The sequence below is a fragment of the Kitasatospora sp. NPDC006697 genome (genome assembly GCF_042869935.1).
Lineage (GTDB): Bacteria > Actinomycetota > Actinomycetes > Streptomycetales > Streptomycetaceae > Kitasatospora.
The window spans coordinates 1-18,034 of record NZ_JBIAGU010000002.1; the positions used below are offsets into that span (position 1 = coordinate 1).

Genomic DNA, 18,034 nt, shown 5'->3' on the forward strand with positions numbered 1-18,034 from the left:
GATTCGCCACCGACCGGTGCTCCACCGCCACACCCTTCGGCCGACCCGTCGACCCCGACGTGTAGATCACATACGCCGGATGAGCCGGCAGCAGCTCCCCGTGGACGAACGGGCCCTCGGCCAGGGCGGCCAACGCCTCCTGCACCTCCGGCGCGTCCAGCACCAGCGGAGCGGCCGCTCCGGCCGGCACCACGCCGCGGGTCGACCCGGTGCACAGCGCCACTACCGGCGCGGCATCCGCGAACAGGTACTCCACCCGCTCCGCCGGATAGGAGATGTCCACCGGCAAGTAGGCACCGCCGGCCTTGAGCACCGCCAGCAGCGCCACCACCGACAGCGGCGAACGCTCCAGCACCACCGCCACCAGCGACTCCGGACCCACCCCCGCACCGACCAGCAACCTCGCCAGCCGGTTCGAACGCGCATCCAACTCCCGGTAGCTCAGCTCCTCCTCACCGCAGACCACCGCCACCGCATCCGGCGACCGCAGCACCTGCGCCGCGAACAGCTCCGCCACCGTCACCACCGGGAACTCCACCGCGGTGTCGTTCCACCCCGCCACCACCAGACCCAACTCGGCCTCGCCCAACACCCCCAGCGAACCGAAGGCCACCTCCGGCGACTCCTCCAGCGCCGCCACCAACTCCGCCGTCACCGTCGCCAGCATCCCGCAGACCGCCTCCGCATCGGCCGGCTCGACCGCGTAGACGTCGAAGCTGAAGCCGGCGCCGAAGTCGTTGACCGAGACGCTGAGCGGGTAGTTGCTCGGGTCCGCGCTGTAGAGCGCGCTCATGCCCTCGAAGAACTCCCCGGGCTCCTGGTCCTCGGAGTGCCGCGAGCCGCTGTTGTGGCGGTAGTTGAAGAGCGAGGTGAACAGCGGCGCCTGGGCCGGCAGTCCGGCCGCCCGCTGGGCCAGGGCCAGCGGCGCGTGCTCGTGCACCAGCAGGTCGGCCAGACCGCCCTGGAGGGTCCGGACCGCCTCCTCCACCGACTCGGCGCCGACGTCGACCCGGATCGGCAGGGTGTTGATGAAGAGCCCGGGCACCCGGTCGGCGCCCACGCCGCCCTGCATCCGGCCGAACAGCACGGTGCCGAACACCACGTCCTGCCGACCGGAGACGGCCGCCAGCACCCGGGCGTAGACCAGGTGGAAGAGCGTCGCCGCGCTGACGCCCAGGCGGCGGGCGGTGGCCCGGACCCGCTCGGCCAGCTCGGTCTCCAGTGTCAGCAGCGCCTCGACCGCACCGGCGCCGTTCCCGTGCACGTCCAGCATCCCGAACGGCGCGGTCGGCTCGGTCACATCGCCCAGCAGGTCGCGGAAGAACCGCTCGTGCTCGGCCCGGGAGACCCCGAGCCGGGCCTGCGCGACGAAGTCGCGGAACGGCAGCGGCTCGGCCAGCTCCTCCTGACGGCCCGCCAGGAAGGCGCCCACCTCGGCGAGCACGACCTCCAGCGCGGTGTGGTCCTGCACCAGGTGGTGCACCTGGACCAGCGCGTACCAGGTGCCGGTGGCCGGCTCCTGTCCGGCGTAGATCCGCAGCAGCGGGGCCTTGGTCAGGTCCATCACCGGGTCGGCGACGGCGACCAGCTGCTCCACCACCTCGGCGCCCTCGGCCAGTTCGACCGGGATCAGCGGGATCCGGGCCCGCCGGCAGACCACCTGCACCGGCTCCGGGAGCCCCTGCCAGGCGATCGCCGTGCGCAGGATGTCGTGACGGTCGACCACCGACTGCACGGCCGCGACGAACGCGTCCAGCCGCTCCCGGGCGGTGAACCGCAGGACCGTCGGCTGGACGTAGACGTCGCCGCCGCCTTCGACGCCCATCAGGGTGTGGAAGAAGATGCCCTCCTGGAGGGGGGCCAGCGGGTAGACGTCCGCCACGTTGGCGGCGCCGCCCGCGACGGCGACCACCTCGGCGATCTCGGCGGCCGTCAGGGTGACCAGCGGCAGCATCTCCGGGGTGATCTCGGTGGCGTCCGCCGGGATCAGGTTCGGCGGCACCACCACGTCGCCCTTGCCGCCGGCCGCGGACAGCCCGGCCGGGGTCGGCGAGGCGAACAGCGCCCGCACCGAGACCGAGACGCCGCGCAGCCGCAGCTTCTCCACCAGCGAGACTGCGAGCAGCGAGTGCCCGCCGAGCTCGAAGAAGTTGTCGTCCATGCCGATCGAGGGCAGGCCGAGCACATCGGCGAAGACCTTGCAGATGATCTCTTCCTGGAGCGAGGTGGGGTCGCGCCGGACGGCGGCGCCGGCCGCGTAGTCCGGGGTGGGCAGCGCCTTGCGGTCCACCTTGCCGTTGACGGTCAGCGGCAGCGCGTCCAGCACCAGCACGGCGGACGGGACCATGAAGTCCGGCAGCTGCTCGGCCACGTAGCCGCGCAGCAGGGTGGGCAGGCCGTTCGGGTCGGTCTCCTCGGTGGCGACCACGTAGGCGACCAGGCGCTTGTCGCCGGGCACGTCCTCGCGGGCCACCACCACGACCTGGCCGACCTGTTCGGCCCCGGCGAGCACCGCCTCGATCTCGCCCGGCTCGACGCGGAAGCCGCGGATCTTCACCTGCTCGTCCGCGCGCCCGGCGAAGACCAGCTCGCCCTCGGCGTTCCACCGCACCAGGTCACCGGTGCGGTACATCCGCTCACCCTCGCCGAACGGGCAGGCGGTGAACCGCTCCGCCGTCAGCGCCGACCGGCCCAGGTAGCCACGGGCCAGGCCCGCCCCGGCGATGTAGAGCTCCCCGGCGACGCCCACCGCGACCGGGGCCAGGTGCTCGTCGAGCACGTAGACCCGGGTGTTGTCCATCGGGCGGCCGATCGGCAGCGGATCGCCGACCGCCTCGGGGGCGGAGACCAGGTGCCGGGTCGCGTTCAGCGTGGTCTCGGTGGGGCCGTAGAGATGACGGACCGTCAGCTCTTCGCAGGCCTGGAGCACCCGCCGCACGGCGGCGGCCGGTACCACGTCACCACCCGTCAGCACCTCGCGCAGGCCGACGAAGCAGCCCGGGTCGTCCTCCGCGAGAACCCGGAGCAGACCGGCCGTCACATGGACGTGGGTGAGAGCGAGTTCGGCGATCAAGTGACGCAGTCCGGCCCCGTCGATCCGGGCGCCGGCGACCGTGACCACCGTGCCGCCGGCGGCCAGCGGCGCCCACAGCTCGTAGGTCGAAGCATCGAACGCATGCGGCGCGTGGAACAACACCCGCGCACCCGCACCCACACCCCAGGACCGGTCCGACACCAGCTCCACGACATCCCGCTGAGTCGCCACCACACCCTTCGGCAACCCCGTCGAACCCGAGGTGTACATCACGTACGCCGGATGCGCCGGCAACAACTCCGCCCGCAGGAAAGGCTCATCGGAGTAGGCGGCCAACCGCTCCACCACCGCCGGCTCATCCACCACCAGCACCTCACACCCACCCGGCACCGCACCCCGCGTCACACCCGTACACACCACCACCACCGGCGCCGCATCAGCGAACACATACTCCAACCGCTCCGCCGGATACGACAGATCCAACGGCAGATACGCACCCCCCGCCTTCCACACCGCCAAGAACGCCACCACCAACTCCACCGAACGACCCATCGCCACCGCCACCACCGACTCCGGACCAACCCCCGAAGCCACCAGCAACCGCGCCAACCGATTCGCCCGCTCATCCAACTCCCCATAACTCACCACCACCCCGTCACACACCAGCGCCACCGCATCCGGCGCCTCCGACACCCGCGCCGCGAACAACCCCGGCACCGTCACCACAGGCAACTCCACCGCCGTGTCATTCCACTCCGACACCACCCGCCGCAACTCCACCTCACCCAGCACACCCACCGAGCCGACCCGCAGTTCCGGGTCGGCGGCGACGGCTTCCAGCACCCGGACCAGCCGCTCGGCCAGCGCCCAGGCGGCGGGCTCGTCGAAGAGGTCGGAGGCCACCTTGACCGAGCCGAGCAGGCCGGCGGGCGCGCCCGCGGCGAACTGCTCGGCGGCGGTGACCTCCAGGTCGAACTTGGAGGTGCCGCTCTCCAGCGAGAGGCCGCCCACCCGGGTGTCACCGAGCCGCAGTTCCGGGTCGGCGTTGTTCTGCAGGGTCAGCATCACCTGGAAGAGCGGGTGCCGGGAGAGCGACCGGGACGGTGCCAGGTCCTCCACCAGCCGGTCGAACGGCACGTCCTGGTGGGCGAAGGCGCCCAGGCCCGCCTCCCGGACGCGGTCCAGCACCTCGGTGAAGCGCGGGTCGCCGGAGAGGTCGGTGCGGATCACCAGGGTGTTGACGAAGAACCCGACCAAGTCGTCCAGCGCCTCGTCCACCCGGCCGGCCACCACCGAGCCGATCGGGATGTCGGCGCCGGCGCCGAGGCGGGAGAGCAGCACGGCCAGCGCGGCCTCGAAGACCATGAACAGGGTCACGCCCCGCTCACGGGCCAACTCGACGAGTCTGGCGTGGAGTTCGGCGGAGAGTTCGAGCCGGCTGCTGAATCCGCGGTGGGTGGAGACGGCCGGGCGGACCTTGTCGAAGGGCAGCTCCAGCTCGGCGGGCGCCCCGGCCAGGGCCTGCCGCCAGTAGCCGACCTGCTGGGAGAGCAGGCTCTGCGGGTCCGCCGCGTCGCCCAGCAGCTCCCGCTGCCAGAGCGCGTAGTCGGCGTACTGCACCGGCAGCGGCTCCCACTCGGGTGCCCGGCCCTCGGTACGGGCCGCGTAGGCGGTCGAGACGTCGCGGGCCAGCGGGCCCATCGACCAGCCGTCACCGGCGATGTGGTGCACCACCAGGACCAGCACGCGCTCGTCCGCGGACTCCTCGAACAGCCAGGCGCGCACCGGCACCTCGGCGGCCAGGTCGAAGCAGTGGCCGGCCGCCCGGGCGACCAGGCCCTCGGTCTCGGCCGGCTCGGTGCGGACCAGCTCCAGCTCCCAGTCCAGTTCGGCGGTCGGCACGATCCGCTGGTGCGGCACCCCGCCGCTGGTCGGGAAGACGGTCCGCAGCACCTCGTGCCGCTCCAGCACGTCCCGCAGCGCGGTGCGCAGCGCGGCCAGGTCGACGGCGCCGGAGAGCCGCACCACGGCGGGGATGTTGTAGGTGGCGCTCGGGCCGTCCAGCTGGGCCAGGAACCAGAGGCGCTGCTGGGCGAAGGAGAGCGGCACCCGGTCGGGCCGGGGGCGGGGGGTGAGTTCGGCCCGGGCGCCGGCCGCGTCGGCCAGCGCGGCGGCCACCCCGGCCACCGTCGGGGCCTCGAACAGGGCCTTCAGCGGGAGTTCGGCGCCGAGCACGGTGCGGATCCGGTTGACCAGCCGGGTGGCGAGCAGCGAGTGGCCGCCGAGGTCGAAGAAGTCGTCGTCCACGCCGACCGAGCGCAGGCCGAGGACGGCCGCGAACACCTGGCAGAGCAGCTCCTCCTGAAGGGTCGAGGGGCCGCGCCCGGTGCTGGCGGCGGCGCCGTAGTCGGGCACCGGCAGGGCCCGCTTGTCGAGCTTGCCGTTGACGGTGAGCGGCAGCCCCGCCAGCAGCACCACGGCGGCCGGCACCAGGTAGCCGGGCAGCCGCTCGGCGGCGAAGGCCCGCAGCTCGGCGGGCAGTGCGTCGGCCGGCGCGCCCTCGGCCGGCACCACGTAGGCGACCAGGCGCTTGTCCCCGGGCTCGTCCTCGCGGGCGGTCACGGCGGCCCGGGCGACCTGCTCGTGGGCGGTCAGCACGGCCTCGATCTCGCCGGGCTCGATCCGGAAGCCGCGGATCTTCAGCTGCTCGTCGGCCCGGCCGGCGAAGACCAGCTGGCCGTCGGCGTTCCACCGCACCAGGTCCCCTGTACGGTACATCCGCTCGCCGGGCGTGCCGTAGGGGCAGGCAGGGAACCGCTCCGCCGTCAGCGCGGAGCGGCCCAGGTAGCCCCGGGCCAGGCCGGCGCCGGCGAGGTAGAGCTCGCCCGCGACGCCCGGTGCGACCGGCCGCAGCGCCTCGTCGAGCACGTAGGCCCGGGTGTTGGCGATCGGGCGGCCGATGGCGGGCTCGGCGGCCTCGGGCTCGGCCCGCCAGTAGGTGGCGTCCACGGCGGTCTCGGTCGGGCCGTAGGTGTTGAAGAGCACCCGGCCCTCGGACCACTGCCGGGCCACCTCGGGCGGGCAGGCCTCGCCGCCGACCTCCAGGACCAGTTCGGCGGGGAGCGAGCCGGGCGGCAGCGCGGCCAGCACGGCGGGCGGCAGCGAGGCGTGGCTGATCCGCTGCCCGGTGAGGAAGGCGGCCAGCTCGGTGCCGAGCCGGCGCTCGGCCGGGACGACCACCAGGGCGCCGCCGTTGAGCAGCGCCAGCGACCACTCCAGGCCGAAGTTGTCGAAGCCGACGGAGGCGAACTGGGCCACCCGGGAGCCGGGTCCGGCGCCGAACCGGGTCAGGCCCTGCACGGTGTTGAGGAAGGAGCCGTGCGGCACCAGCACGCCCTTGGGGCGGCCGGTCGAGCCGGAGGTGTGGATCACGTAGGCGGGGTGCGCGGGCCGCAGCTCCGGGTGGGCGAACGGCTCGGCGGAGAGTCCGGCCAGCCGCTCGGCCGTGGCCGGCTCGTCCAGCGCCAGCACCGGCAGCGTGCTGCCGGCCGGCAGCGCCGAGCGGGTGCCCGCGGCGCAGACCACGGCCATCGGCGCGGCGTCCGCGAACAGGTACTCGATCCGGTCGGCCGGGTGGGCCGTGTCCACCGGCACGTAGGCGCCGCCGGCCTTCAGCACCGCCAGCAGGGCGGTGATCAGCTCGGCGGACCGCTCCAGCACCACGGCGACCCGGGTCTCCGGGCCCACGCCGTGCTCGACCAGCAGCCGGGCCAGCCGGTTCGACCGGGCGTCCAGCTCGCCGTAGCTCAGTTCGACGCCGTCGGCGACCACGGCCACCGCCGACGGGTCGGCGGCCGCCCGTGCGGCGAAGACCGCCGGCACGGTGGTGGCGGGCAGTTCGACCAGCGGTCCGTGCCACTCGCCCAGCACCTGCCGGCGCTCGGCCGCGTCCAGCACGTCCACCGCGCCGACCCGGACGGTGGGGTCGGCGGCCACGGCCGCCAGCACCCGCACCAGCCGCTCGGCGAAGACGGCGGCGGCGGGCTCCTCGAAGAGGTCGGCGGCGGCGTTCACCGAGACCCGCAGGCCGGCCGGCTCCCCGGCGGCGCTCTCCTCGACCACGGTGACGTCCAGGTCGAACTTGGCCGCGGCCCCGCCCAGCGGCAGCCGCCCGATCCGCAGGCCGGGCAGCTCGACGGAGGTGCCGGCGTTGTTCTGCAGGGTCAGCGCCACCTGGAAGAGCGGGTTGCGGGCCAGCGAGCGAGACGGCGCCAGCTCCTCCACCAGCCGCTCGAAGGGCACGTCCTGGTGGGCGAAGGCGCCCAGGCCCGCCTCCCGGACCCGGCCCAGCAGGTCGGTGAAGCGCGGGTCGCCGGACAGGTCGGTGCGGATCACCAGGGTGTTGACGAAGAACCCGACCAGGTTCTCCAGGGCCTGGTCGGTGCGCCCGGCCACCGCCGAGCCGATCGGGATGTCGGTGCCCGCGCCGAGCCGGGAGAGCAGCACGGCCAGGGCGCCCTGCAGCACCATGAAGAGGGTCACGCCGCGCCGCTGGGCGATCCGGGCGAGGCGGGCGTGCAGCTCGGCCGGCACCTCGGCGGTCGCGCTGTGGCCGAGGTGCGAGGCCACCAGCGGACGGGCCTTGTCGAAGGGCAGCGCCAGTTCGGCCGGTGCCCCGGCCAGCGCCTCGCGCCAGTATCCGACCTGCTGGGCCAGCACGCTGCCCGGGTCCGCGGCGTCGCCGAGCAGTTCACGCTGCCAGAGCGCGTAGTCGCCGTACTGCACCGGCAGCGGCGCCCACTCGGGTGCCCGGCCCTCGGCGCGGGCCTCGTAGGCGGTCGACAGGTCGCGGGCCAGCGGGCCCATCGACCAGCCGTCACCGGCGATGTGGTGCACCACCACGAGCAGCACGTGCTCCTCGACGGTCTCCTCGAACAGCCAGGCCCGGACGGGCACGTCGACCGCCAGGTCGAACCGGTGGCCGGCCGCCGCGGCGATCAGGCCGTCCGTGGCGCCGGGCCCGCTGCGGACCGGCTCCAGCTCCCAGTCCAGCTCGGCGGCCTTCAGCACCCGCTGGTACGGCTCGCCGCCCTCGGTGGGGAAGACCGTCCGCAGCACCTGGTGGCGGCCGATCACGTCGAGCAGGGCCGCCTGCAGCGCGCCGGCGTCCAGGCGCCCGGAGAGCCGCAGCGCGATGGGGATGTTGTAGGTAGCGCTCGGGCCGTCCAGCTGGGCCAGGAACCACAGCCGGCGCTGCGCGAATGACAAGGGAATCATCAGATCTGCTCCTGCTCCTGCATCGGCCGCAGCGCGGGCCGGACCTTCGCCTCGGTCTCTTCCGGCCGGCTGTCCAGCCGGCTCGCCAGCAGCGCCACGGTGGGCGCGTCGAACAGTGCCTTGAGCGGCAGTTCGCGATTGAGCTCCACCCGGATCCGGCTGATCAGGCGGGTGGCGAGCAGCGAGTGCCCGCCCAGCTTGAAGAAGTCGTCGTCCACGCCGACCCGGGTCAGCCGCAGCACCTCGGCGAAGAGCCGGCAGAGCAGCTCCTCCCGCTCGTTCTCCGGCCCGCGGCTCGCGGCGGCCGCCGCCCCGTAGTCCGGGGCCGGCAGCGCCCGCTTGTCGAGCTTGCCGTTGACGGTCAGCGGCAGTGCCTCCAGCACCAGCACGGCGGACGGCACCATGAACTCCGGCAGCCGCTCGGCGGCGTGCGCCCGCAGCAGTTCCGGCAGCTCCTCGGCCGGCGCGCCCTCGGCGGGCACCGCGTAGGCGACCAGGCGCCGGTCGCCCGGCTGGTCCTCCCGGGCCAGCACGGTGACCTGGGCGACCGCGGGGTGGGCCAGCAGGGCCGTCTCGATCTCGCCCGGTTCGATCCGGAAGCCGCGGATCTTCACCTGCTGGTCGGCCCGGCCGGCGAAGACCACCTCGCCGTCGGCGTTCCAGCGGACCACGTCGCCGGTCCGGTAGAGCCGTTCGCCGGTGCCGGAGAACGGGTCCGCGACGAACCGCTCCGCGGTCAGGCCGGGCCGGCCCAGGTAGCCCCGGGCCAGGCCGGCGCCGCCGAGGTAGAGCTCGCCGGCCACCCCGACCGGCACGGGGGCCAGCCGGTCGTCCAGCACGTATGCCGTGGTGTTGTCCATCGGCCGGCCGATCGGCACCGTGCCGTCGCCGTCGAGCCGTTCGCCGAGCCGGTGCAGGGTCGCGTAGGTGGTGGTCTCGGTCGGCCCGTAGACGTGCGCCAGTGCGGTCTGCGGGCAGTTCGCCAGCACCGCGGCCATCGCGGCCGGCGAGACCAGCTCGCCGCCGGTCAGCACCTCGTCGAGCCCGGCCAGCGCCGAACCGCCTTCGCCGGCCAGCAGGTTGAAGAGCGCGGTGGTGAAGAAGGCGCTGGTCACCCGCTCGGTCTCGATCGTCTTGCGCAGCACCTCCGGGTCGGTGTCCCCGGCGGGCGCCAGGACCACCGCGCCGCCGGAGAGCAGCGGCACCCAGATCTCGTAGGTCGAGGCGTCGAAGGCCAGCGGCGAGTGCAGCAGCACCCGCACCGGCCGCTCGGCCGCGAAGGCCCGGTCGGCGGCGTGCGCGGCCACGTTGCGGTGGGTCGCCATCACGCCCTTGGGCGTGCCGGTGGAGCCGGAGGTGAAGATGGCGTAGGCCACCTGATCGGGGTGGACCGTGGCCTCCGGTGCCCGGTCCGGCCGGTCGGCGGCCGCCGACAGCAGCTCGGCCAGGGTGAAAGCGCGTGCGCCGTCGGGAAGTTCCAGCGTGCCGGCGGAGCCCTCGGTGATCACCAGGCGGGCCCGGCTCTGCTCCAGGATCAGCCGGATCCGGGCCGCCGGGTAGCGCAGGTCGACCGGCACGTAGCTGCCGCCGGCCTTGAGCACGGCCAGGATCGCGACCAGCGCCTCCACCGAGCGGTCCACCAGCAGCGCGACCGGGGACTCCGGGCCGACGCCGTACTCGGCGAGCAGCCGCGCCAGCCGGTTCGCCCGGCTGTCCAACTCCGCGTAGCCGACCGGGACTCCGCCACTGATCAGGGCGGGCGCGGCGGGGGTGCGGGCGGCCTGGGCGGCGAACAGCTCGGGCAGGCTCGCCGCCGGGAACTCGGCGGCCGTGGCGTTCCAGGCGCCCAGCACCTTCTGCCGCTCCGCGCCGCCGAGCACGTCCAGCCCGGCCAGCGGCTGCTCCGGCCGCTCCTCCAACGCGGTCAGCAGCGCCTCGGTCGCGGTGCTCAGCATCGCGCAGACCGCCGCCGGGTCGATCGGCGCCACCGCCTGCACGCTGAGGGTGAATCCGGTGCCGTCGTCGTTGACCGAGACGTCCAGCGGGTAGTTGGTGTGGTCCTCGGTCTGCAGTACCTCGATCCCCTCGAAGGCCGCGTGGTGCTGTGAACCCCCGGTTCCGTGGCGGTAGTTGAGCAGCGAGGTGAAGAGCGGCGCCTGGGCCGGCAGGGCCGCGGCCTGCTGTGCCAGCGAGAGCGGGGCGTGCTCGTGCACCAGCAGGTCGGCCAGGCCGGCCTGCACCGCGCGGACGCCCTCCAGCACCGTGTGGCGGTCCAGGTCGACCCGCAGCGGCAGGGTGTTGATGAAGAGGCCGGGGGTCCGGTCGGCGCCCTGGCCGCCGTGCAGCCGGCCGAGCAGCACCGTGCCGAAGACCACGTCGGAGCGGCCGGAGACGGCGCCCAGCACCCGGGCCCAGACCAGGTGGAACAGGGTCGCGGCGCTGACGCCCAGGCGGCGGGCGGTCGCCCGGACCCGGGCGGCCGCCTCCTCCTCCAGTTGCAGCAGCGCGTCGACCGCGCCGGCGCCGTCGCTGTGCACGTCCAGCACGCCGTAGGGCGCGGTGGTCTCGGTGACGTCGCCCAACAGGCCGGCGAAGAACCGCTCGTGATCCTCGCGGGAGACGCCGGTGCGGGCCCGGACCACGAAGTCGCGGAACGGCAGCGGCTCCGGCAGCCGGTCGCCTCGGCCGGCCAGGTGGGCGCCGACCTCGGCGAGCACCACGGCCAGCGCGGTGTGGTCCTGCACCATGTGGTGCACCTGCACCAGCGCGTACCAGGCGCCGGTGGCCGGGTCCTGCGCGCGGTGGATCCGCAGCAGCGGCGCCTGGCTCAGGTCCATCACCGGGTCGGCAGCCGCGAACAGCGCGGCCACCGGGTCCTGGCCTGCCGTCAGCTCGAGGTCCAGCAGAGGGATCCGGGCCGTGCGGACGACCACCTGCACCGGCTCGGGCAGCCCCTGCCAGGCGATCGCCGTGCGCAGGATGTCGTGCCGGTCGACCACCCACTGCAGGGCGGCGGTGAAGGCGTCCAGCCGCTCCCGGGAGTCGAAGCCCAGCACCGAGGGCAGTACGTAGACGTCGCCGGTGCCGTCGCCGGACATCAGGTGGTGGAAGAAGATCCCCTCCTGGAGCGGCGCCAGCGGGTAGACGTCGGCCAGGTTGGCGGCACCGCCCGCCACCTCGACCACCCGGGCGACCTCGGCCTCGGTCAAGGTGACCAGCGGCAGCATCTCCGGGGTGATCTCGGTGGCGTCCGCCGGGATCAGGTTCGCCGGCACCTCGGTGAGCTCGCCGGCGTCCTCGGCGGCCGCGAGGCCGGCCGGGGTCGGCGAGGCGAAGAGCGTGCGGACCGAGACCGGCACGCCGCGCACCCGCAGCCTCTCCACCAGCGAGACCGCCAGCAGCGAGTGGCCGCCGAGTTCGAAGAAGTTGTCGTCCACGCCGACCGAGTCCAGGCCCAGCGCCTCGGCGAAGGCCTGGCAGAGGATCTCCTCCTGCACTGTGGCCGGCGCCCGGTCGGTACCGGTCACGGCGCCGTACTCGGGGGCGGGCAGGGCCTTGCGGTCGAGCTTGCCGTTGCCGGTCAGCGGCAGTTCGGCCAGCGCCACCACGGCGGCGGGGACCATGTGCTCGGGCAGGCGGGTACCGACCAGGGCCTTCAGCGCGGCCGCCAGGGCCTCGGTGTCGGTCTCCTCCAGCTCCTCCACCACCACGTAGGCGACCAGGCGCTTGTCACCCGCGACGTCCTCGCGGGCGATCACCACGGCCTGCTCCACCTCGGGGTGCGAGGCCAGGACGGCGGCGATCTCACCCGGCTCGACGCGGAACCCGCGGATCTTCACCTGCTCGTCCGCGCGGCCCACGAACTCCAGCAGACCCCCCGCCGTCCACCGCGCCAGGTCACCCGTGCGGTACATCCGCTCGCCCGTGCCGAACGGGTCCGCGACGAACCGCTCGGAGGTCAGCGCGAATCGGCCGAGGTATCCGCGCGCCAGGCCGGCGCCCGAGACGTACAGCTCGCCGGTGACGCCGGGCGCGACCGGACGCAGGTGCCCGTCGAGCACCAGCAGGCGGGTGTTGCCGACCGGGCGCCCCACCGGGACCCGGCCGCCGTCCAGCATCGACGGCTCCAACCGCACCGTCGCCACACCGACCGTGGTCTCCGTCGGCCCGTAGTGGTTGAACACCGCACACTCACCCGCGGCCTCCAGCAACTCCCCCACCCACGCGGGAGAAGCCGCCTCGCCGCCCAGCACCAGCGACCGGCCCGGCAGCACCCGCGCCAGACCACCCGACCCCAGCGCCGCCAGATGCGAAGGCACCACCTTCATGAACTCGATGCCCTCGGCCGCCACATACTCCGCCACCGCCACCGCATCGGTCGCCGCCTCAGCCGGCAGCACATGCAACTCACCACCGAACACCAGACTCGCGAACAGCACCGTGTTGCCCAGATCCGTCGCCTGACCCTGCAACAGACCGAACCGGCCACCCTCGGCCAGGCCGAGGCTGCGGGGGACGGTGGCCACGTAGTTGGCCAGGCCCGCGTGCGTCACCCCGACGCCCTTCGGCCGGCCGGTCGAGCCGGAGGTGTAGATCACATAGGCGAGCTGATCACCCGTCACCTCCAACTCCGGCGCCGTCGACGGCTGCCCGGCGATCCGCGCCGCCGTCACCGGGTCGTCCACCGCCACCACCCGCCCACGGGCAGCCGGCAGATCGTCCACCACCTCCGACGTCCCCAACACCACCGCAGCACGCGCATCACCCAGCATGAACGCCAACCGCTCCACCGGATACGCCGGATCCAGCGGCAGATACGCACCCCCCACCTTCCACACCGCCAACAACGCCGTCACCAACTCCACCGACCGGTCCAAGACCAGACCCACCACCCGCTCCGGCCCCGCACCCTGCGACAAAAGAAAGTGCGCCAACCGATTCGCCCGCGCATCCAACTCCGCGAACGACACCCGCTCACCACCAGCCACCACCGCCACCGCATCCGGCACCAACGCCACCCGCCGCGCGAACAACTCCGGCACCAGCAGCGAACCGGTGTCCACCGCAGTGGAGTTCCACTCGGTCAGCACCCGGTCGCGCTCCACCTCGCCGAGCACGTCGACCTCGCTGACCCGCACCCGCGGATCGGCGACCACCGCCGCCAGCACCCGCACCAGCCGCTCCGCGAACACCCCCGCCGCCGACTCCTCGAACAGGTCGGCCGCCACCGTCAGCGAACCCCGCAGACCCGCCGGCCCGCCCTCCGCGAAGGTCTCACCGACCATCACATCCAGGTCGAACTTGGCACCGGGACGGCCGACCGGCACGATCTCGACGCCGAGACCGGGGAGCTCCAGTGCGGTGTCGCCGGTGTTCTGCATGGTCAGCACGGCCTGGAAGAGCGGGTGCCGGGCGAGTGAGCGGGCCGGGGCCAGCTCCTCCACCAGCCGCTCGAACGGCACGTCCTGGTGGTCCAGCGCGCTCAGGCCCCGCTCCCGGACCCGGTCCAGCACCTCGGCGAACTCGGGGTCGCCGGTCAGGTCGGTGCGGATCACCAGGGTGTTGACGAAGAACCCGACCAGCTCGTTGAGGGCTTCGTCGACCCGGCCGGACACCGCCGAGCCGATCGAGACGTCCTCGCCGGCGCCGAGCCGGGAGAGCAGCACCGCGGCGGCGCTCTGCATCACCATGAACAGGGTCACCCCGTGCTGCCTGGCCAACTCCAGTAGCCCGGCGTGCAGTTCGGCCGGGACCACCAGCTCCGCACTGTGCCCGCGGTGCGAGGAGACCGCCGGCCGCACCTTGTCGAACGGCAGCGCCAGCTCCTCCGGAGCCCCCGCCAGCGCCTCCCGCCAGTACTCCACCTGCTGGGAGAGCAGGCTGTCGGCGTCGGCCGCCTCGCCCAGCAGCTCCCGCTGCCAGAGCGCGTAGTCGGCGTACTGCACCGGCAGCGGCTGCCACTCGGGCGCCCGGCCCTCGGCGCGGGCGGCGAAGGCGGCGGAGAGGTCGGCGGCCAGCGGACCCATCGACCAGCCGTCACCGGCCACGTGGTGCACCACCACGGTCAGCAGGTGCTCGGTCGGGGAGACCTCGAACAGCCAGGCCTTCAGCGGGATCTCGGTGGCCAGGTCGAAGCGGTGGCCGGCCGCGCCGGCCAGCAGCTCCGCCTGGTCCGCCGCGCCCGCCGCCACCACCGGCAGCTCCCAGGCGAGTTCGTCGAGGGCGAGCACCTGCTGGTAGGGCTCGCCGTCCTGGGTCGGGAAGACCGTCCGCAACACCTCGTGCCGCTCCAGCACGTCCCGCAGCGCCGCCGCCAGCACCGGCACGTCCAGCACACCGGTCAGCCGCAGCGCGATCGGGCTGTTGTAGGCCGCGCTCATGCCCTCCAGCTGGCCGATGAACCAGAGGCGCTGCTGGGCGTAGGAGAGTGGCACCCGCTCGGGGCGTTCGCGCTGCGCCAGTTCGGGGCGCACCGGACCGGTGGCCGGCAGCCCGGCGGCCAGTTCGGCGACCGTGGGGGTCTGGAAGACCGCCCGGATCTCCAGTTCGACGCCCATCGCGGCGCGGACCCGGTTGACCAGGCGGGTGGCGAGCAGCGAGTGGCCGCCGAGTTCGAAGAAGTTGTCGTCCACGCCGACCGAGTCCAGGCCCAGCACCTCGGCGAACACCTGGCAGAGGCCCAGCTCCGCCGGGGTGGCGGCGGCCCGCGACTCGGCGGCGCGGGCGCCGTACTCGGGGGCGGGCAGGGCCTTGCGGTCGAGCTTGCCGTTGCCGGTCAGCGGCAGTTCGGCCAGCGCCACCACGGCGGCGGGGACCATGTGCTCGGGCAGGCGGGTACCGACCAGGGCCTTCAGCGCGGCCGCCAGGGCCTCGGTGTCGGTCTCCTCCAGCTCCTCCACCACCACATAGGCGACCAGGCGCTTGTCACCCGCGACGTCCTCGCGGGCGATCACCACGGCCTGCTCCACCTCAGGATGCGAGGCCAGGACCGCGGCGATCTCACCCGGCTCGACGCGGAACCCGCGGATCTTCACCTGCTCGTCCGCGCGGCCCACGAACTCCAGCAGGCCCCCCGCCGTCCACCGCGCCAGGTCACCCGTGCGGTAGACCCGCTCACCTTCGCCGAACGGCGCGGCGACGAAGCGCTCCGCCGTCAGGCCCGGACGCCCAAGGTATCCGCGCGCCAGACCCGCACCGGCGACGTACAGCTCACCCGTCACCCCCGGAGCCACCGGGCGCAGACGCTCATCCAGCACCAGCAGGCGGGTGTTGCCGATCGGGCGCCCCACCGGGACCCGGCCGCCGTCCAGCATCGACGGCTCCAACCGCACCGTCGCCACACCGATCGTGGTCTCCGTCGGCCCGTAGTGGTTGAACACCGCACACTCACCCGCGGCCTCCAGCAACTCCCCCACCCAGGCAGGAGAAGCCGCCTCGCCGCCGAGCACCAGCGACCGGCCCGGCAGCACCCGCGCCAGACCACCCGACCCCAGCGCCGCCAGATGCGAAGGCACCACCTTCATGAACTCGATGCCCTCGGCCGCCACATACTCCGCCACCGCCACCGCATCGGTCGCCGCCTCAGCCGGCAGCACATGCAACTCACCACCGAACACCAGACTCGCGAACAGCACCGTGTTGCCCAGATCCGTCGCCTGACCCTGCAACAGACCGAACCGGCCGCCGCCTTCGAGGCCCAGCCGCTCCGGCACCGTCCGCACGTAGTTCGCCAGACCGGCGTGCGTGACCCCGACGCCCTTCGGCCGGCCGGTCGAGCCGGAGGTGTAGATCACATAGGCGAGCTGATCACCCGTCACCTCCAACTCCGGCGCCGTCGACGGCTGCCCGGCGATCCGCGCCGCCGTCACCGGATCGTCCACCGCCACCACCCGCCCACGAGCAGCCGGCAGATCGTCCACCACCTCCGACGTCCCCAACACCACCGCAGCACGCGCATCACCGAGCATGAACGCCAACCGCTCCACCGGATACGCCGGATCCAGCGGCAGATACGCACCCCCCACCTTCCACACCGCCAACAACGCCGTCACCAACTCCACCGACCGGTCCAAGACCAGACCCACCACCCGCTCCGGCCCCGCACCCTGCGACAGAAGAAAGTGCGCCAACCGGTTCGCCCGCGCATCCAACTCCGCGAACGACACCCGCTCACCACCAGCCACCACCGCCACCGCATCCGGCACCAACGCCACCCGCCGCGCGAACAACTCCGGCACCAGGGCAGCGTCGAGCTCGACGGCCGAGGCGTTCCACTCCTCCAGCACCAGCGACCGCTCGGCCGCCCCCAGCACGTCGACCTCGCTGACCCGCACCCGCGGATCGGCGACCACCGCCGCCAGCACCCGCACCAGCCGCTCCGCGAACACCCCCGCCGCCGACTCCTCGAACAGGTCGGCCGCCACCGTCAGCGAACCCCGCAGACCCGCCGGCCCGCCCTCCGCGAAGGTCTCACCGATGATCACATCCAGGTCGAACTTGGCACCGGGACGGCTGACGTCCAGCAACTCCACTTCGAGCCCGGCCAGTTCGAGGGCGGCATTGCCGCTGTTCTCCATCGTGAGGACGGTCTGGAAGAGCGGGTGCCGGGCCAGCGAGCGGGCCGGGGCCAGCTCCTCCACCAGGCGCTCGAACGGCACGTCCTGGTGCCCGAACGCCCCGAGGCCGGCCTCCTTGACCCGGGCCAGCAGCTCGCCGAAGGTCGGGTCGCCGGTCAGGTCGGTGCGGATCACCAGGGTGTTGACGAAGAAGCCGACCAGCTCGTCCAGTGCCTCGTCGGTGCGGCCGGAGACCGCCGAGCCGATCGGGATGTCGCTGCCGCCGCCGAGCCGCGAGAGCAGGGTGGCCACCGCGCCGTGCATCACCATGAACAGGGTCACACCGTGCTGCCTGGCCAACTCCAGCAGCCCGGCGTGCAGTTCGGCCGGGACCACCAGCTCCGCACTGTGCCCGCGGTGCGAGGAGACCGCCGGCCGGACCTTGTCGAACGGCAGCGCCAGCTCCTCCGGAGCCCCCTCCAGCGCCTCCCGCCAGTACTCCACCTGCTTACTCTGCAGCTTGGTCGGCTGCTCGGCCTCGCCCAGCAGCTCCCGCTGCCAGAGCGCGTAGTCGGCGTACTGCACCGGCAGCGGCTCCCACTCGGGCGCCCCGCCGGCGGCCCGGGCCGCATAGGCCGTGGAGACGTCGCGAGCCAGCGGAGCCATCGACCAGCCGTCACCGGCGATGTGGTGCACCACCAGCACCAGCACGTGCTCGGTCGCGGACTCCTCGAAGAGCCAGGCGCGCACCGGCACCTCGGTCGCCAGGTCGAACCGGTGGCCGGCCGCCCCCGCGACCAGCTCCGCCGTCCCGGACGGCTCGGTGCGGACCGGCTCCAGCTCCCAGTCCAGTTCCGCCATCGGCAGGATGTGCTGGTAGGGCTCGTCCTCCTCGGTCCGGAACACGGTCCGCAGCACCTCGTGCCGCTCCAGCACGTCCCGCAGCGCCGCCGCCAGCGCCGGCACGTCCAGCGCACCGGTCAGCCGGACCGCGATCGGGCTGTTGTAGGTCGCGCTCGGGCCTTCCAACTGGGCCATGAACCACAGCCGGCGCTGCGCGAACGACAACGGAATCATCGGATCTCCTCCAGATCATGCACCGGCCGCGACGCATGCCCAGCCTCGTGTGTGGCCAAAAGCCCGGGAATTCACGGGAATTCACCGGCCC

2 protein-coding genes are annotated in these 18,034 nt (G+C 73.6%); both read right to left on the reverse strand.

From position 1 onward, the window contains the following. A partial coding sequence (locus ACFYNO_RS03145) for an amino acid adenylation domain-containing protein (RefSeq protein WP_388004359.1) occupies nt 1-8,311 on the reverse strand: 8,311 nt, incomplete at its 3' end. Further along, nucleotides 8,311-17,943 carry an amino acid adenylation domain-containing protein gene (locus tag ACFYNO_RS03150; protein WP_388004362.1) on the reverse strand — a complete coding sequence of 3,211 codons (9,633 nt, stop codon included), beginning with the start codon at nt 17,941-17,943 and terminating at the stop codon, nt 8,311-8,313. The genes ACFYNO_RS03150 and ACFYNO_RS03145, both read right to left, overlap by 1 nt. Nucleotides 17,944-18,034 lie beyond the last annotated feature (91 nt).